This window comes from Nonomuraea turkmeniaca (assembly GCF_005889735.1).
Lineage (GTDB): Bacteria > Actinomycetota > Actinomycetes > Streptosporangiales > Streptosporangiaceae > Nonomuraea > Nonomuraea turkmeniaca.
Genome location: NZ_VCKY01000444.1, coordinates 1 through 3,446, shown reverse-complemented (window position 1 = coordinate 3,446; position 3,446 = coordinate 1). Strand labels below are relative to the sequence as shown.

Genomic DNA, 3,446 nt, shown 5'->3' with positions numbered 1-3,446 from the left:
GGCTTGGGTGGCGGCGTCGTAGGCGGCGGTGCCGAGGGAGGCGTCGGGGACGGCGCGGAAGGTGCCGCCGCGGCCCAGGTCGAAGATGACGGCCGCCGGGACGATCGGCACGACGCCGCCGTTCACCGGGAAGCCGATGCCGGCGTCCGCCAGCCGGTCGACCACCCCGCACGCGGCCGCCAGCCCGTACGCGCTCCCGCCCGTCAGCACCACGGCGTGCACACGTTCGACCAGGTTGCGCGGGTCGAGGAGCTCGGTCTCCCGCGTCCCCGGCGCGGCGCCGCGTACGTCGACCCCGGCCACGGCACCGTCAGCGGGGGCCAGGACGACGGTGGTGCCGGTGCGGTGGCCGCCCCCGACCCGGTGGGCGTGGCCGACCCGCAGCCCCGCCACGTCCACCAGCGAATTGGTCGGGCCGGCCCGCATCACACGTCACCGGTCAGGAACCGGCGGGCGGCCTCGGTGAACACCCGGGTGCACCGGACGATCTCCTCGACCTCCACGTACTCGTCCGCCTGGTGCGCGATCCACTTCCCGCCGGGCCCGTACACGACGGACGGGATCCCGCCCCAGTGCGTGAGCACGGTTCCGTCGGTCGACCCGGGCACCCCGCCGTAGACGGGCTCCTCTCCGGTGACCGCACGGTGGGCGGCGGCCAGCGCGGCCACCACGGGGTCGGACACGGGCACGTCCACCGGCGGCCGGTCCACCAGCACCGACACCTCGGCCCCGATCCCGTCATAGGAGGCGAGCGCGGCGACCCGGTCGGCGATGTCCTTGTGCTCGACGCCCGGGATGGTCCGCACGTCCACGAAGACGGAGGCGGCGGCGGGGATGACGTTGACCTGCTCCTCGGAGCCGGCCCGCAGCACGGTCGGCGTCACGTACACCTCGCCGAGGTGCTCGTGCGCCGGATGCCGCGCCTGCAGCTCCTCCTGCAACGCTCGCAGCCCCACCAGCAGTGGGCCGAGCGCCTGGACGGGGTTGCGGCCGTGCTGCGGCATCGCGCCGTGCGCCATCTTGCCGGCGAGGTCCACGCGCAGCCGCAGCGCGCCCTTGGCCACCGCGCAGATCTCGCCCGCCTCGGGCTCGGCCACGATCGCTCCGTCCACGTCGGTCGCGAGCCCTTCGGAGACGAAGTGGTGCGCGCCGATCATGAGGCCTTCCTCGTCGGCCAGCGCGCACACCTTGATCCTGCCGGGGAACGGCCCGGCGAGCTGCAGGGCGCGGGTGGCGTACAGGGTGGCGGCGAGGCCGGACTTCATGTCGGCGCTGCCGCGACCCCACAGCCTGCCGTCGCGGATCTCCCCGCCGAACGGGTCCACGGTCCACTCCGACAGGTCGCCTTCGGTGACGACGTCCGTGTGCCCCTCGAACATCAGCGTCGGCCCGTCACCGCCGCCGCCCTCGACCACGGCCACCACGTTGGGCCGGCCGGGCGCCACCTCGTACACGGCGGGCTCCCAGCCCCACTCCCGCATCAGGGCCGCCACCAGCTCGGCGGCCGGCTGCTCCCGCCGTCCGGGGTCGTTGGTGCTGGGGACGCGCACCAGCGCCTGCGTGAACGCCACCACTCCATCGGCATCGACGTCGATCACAACAATCCCTCCAGAGTCGGTACGGCCTGCAGCAACGTACGCGTATAGGGGTGGGCGGGCGCGGCCCACACCTCGTCCACCGGCCCGGTCTCGACGATCTCGCCCTGGCTCATGACCGCGACCGTCTCGCATACGTGCCGCACCACGGACAGGTCGTGCGAGACGAACACGAGCGTGAGCCCGAGCTCGTCGACGAGGTCGGCCAGCAGGTTGAGTATCTGCCCGCGGACGGAGACGTCCAGGGCGCTGACGGGTTCGTCGGCGACCAGCACCGCCGGCCGGGGCGCGAGCGCGCGGGCGATGGCGATGCGCTGCCGCTGCCCGCCGGAGAACTGGTGCGGGTAGCGGTCGGCGGCGGCCGCGGGCAGGCCGACCTCGTCGAGCAGCTCGGCGACCCGGTTGCCGACGGGCAGGCCGAGGGCGACGAGCGGCTCGGCGACGAGGTCGCGCACCCGCATGCGGGGGTCGAGCGAGCTCATCGGGTCCTGGAAGACGATCTGGAGGTTCTCGCGCAGGAAACGCAGGCTGCGCTCGGGGCGGCCGGTGATCTGCCGGCCGTCGAACGTGATGGTGCCGCTCGTGGGCTGGTCGAGCGCGCACAGCAGGCGCAGCAGGGTGGACTTGCCGGACCCGGACTCGCCGACGATGCCGTACCGCTCGCCCCTGCCGATGGTGAGCGACACGTCGTTCAGCGCGTGCACGGCGGCGCCCTGTTTGGTGAGCGAGGTGCGGGGGCGGCGGTAGACGCGGGTCAGGTTGCGGGCGTCAATCAGCGGGGTGCCAGCATGCGTAGGCATGGCCGTCTCCTGTCAGCGCCGGTGCCGTCTCACAGTCGGGGGTGGCGTGCGGGCAGCGGTTCCTGAACACGCAGCCGCCGGGGAAGTGCCCGGCCGCCGGGACGCTGCCCTGGATGGTGGGCAGGCGGGTGCCGCGCGGGGTGAGCTTCGACGCGGCCAGCAAGCCTTCGGTGTAGCGGTGGCGGGGCCGGGCGAAGACCTCGCGGATGGGGCCGCTCTCGACGAGGCGGCCGCCGTACATGACCAGGACCCGCTCGCAGACGGAGGCGACGACGGCGAGGTCGTGGGTGATGAACAGCAGCGCGGGCGCGACCTCGGCGATCAGGTCGAGCATCTGCTTCTGCACGGTGACGTCGAGCGCGGTGGTGGGCTCGTCGCAGATGAGCAGCTGGGGCTCGTTCGCCAGGGCGATGGCGAGCATGACGCGCTGCCGCTGCCCGCCGGACAGCTGGTGCGGGTACGCGCGGGCGATCTGCCGGGGTTCGGGCAGGCGGACCCGTTCGAGCAGCTCGTACGCCCGCGCGTGGGCCTGCCGGCCGGCGGTGCCGTGCAGGGTCATGACCTCGGCGACCTGGGCGCCGATCCGCATGAGCGGGTTGAGCGCGGTCATCGGCTCCTGGAAGACCATGGACAGGTCCCGGCCGCGCAGCCGCTTGAGCCGTTTTTCCGGCACGCCGACCAGGTCGCGGCCGTCCAGGGAGGCCCCTCCGGACGCGGTGACGCCTTCGGGGAGCAGCCCCATGAGCGACAGCGCGGTCAGCGACTTGCCGGACCCGGACTCGCCGATGAGCCCGACCCGCTCGCCGGGCCCGATCTCGAACGACACGTCCCGCACGAGCTCGACGGCATCCGCGCGGACGCTCAGCCCCTCAACCTTCAGCACGGATCCTCCTGAGCTTGGGGTCGAGATAGTCGCGCAGCCCGTCGCCGAGGAGGTTGAAGCCGAGCACCGCGAGGGCGATCGCCACGCCGGGCCAGAGCGCCAGGCGCGGGGTGGAGAACAGCAGCTCCTGGGACTCCTGCAACATCCGGCCCCAGGACGGGGTGGGCG

The 3,446-nt window shown here is 73.5% G+C and carries 4 protein-coding genes and 1 pseudogene; all 5 read right to left on the bottom strand.

Annotated elements, in window-relative coordinates:
* Positions 1–426, bottom strand: a 426-nt coding sequence (locus ETD86_RS53270) for a P1 family peptidase (RefSeq protein ID WP_211370908.1), incomplete at its 3' end; no start/stop codon positions are given.
* Positions 426–1,598, bottom strand: a complete 1,173-nt coding sequence (locus ETD86_RS53265; protein ID WP_246149516.1) for a M20 family metallopeptidase — start codon at positions 1,596–1,598, stop codon at positions 426–428. The genes ETD86_RS53270 and ETD86_RS53265, both read right to left, overlap by 1 nt.
* Positions 1,595–2,395: an ATP-binding cassette domain-containing protein gene (locus ETD86_RS53260; protein ID WP_138674217.1), complete on the bottom strand. Its 801-nt coding sequence runs from the start codon at positions 2,393–2,395 to the stop codon at positions 1,595–1,597. Before ETD86_RS53260 ends, ETD86_RS53265 begins: the two co-directional genes overlap by 4 nt.
* The gene (locus ETD86_RS53255; RefSeq protein WP_138674216.1) at positions 2,364–3,278 is read right to left on the bottom strand and encodes an ABC transporter ATP-binding protein; all 915 of its coding nucleotides are present in this window, start codon (positions 3,276–3,278) and stop codon (positions 2,364–2,366) included. Before ETD86_RS53255 ends, ETD86_RS53260 begins: the two co-directional genes overlap by 32 nt.
* A pseudogene (locus ETD86_RS53250) lies at positions 3,265–3,446 on the bottom strand (ABC transporter permease); the annotation flags it as partial. The gene ETD86_RS53255 and the pseudogene ETD86_RS53250, both read right to left, overlap by 14 nt.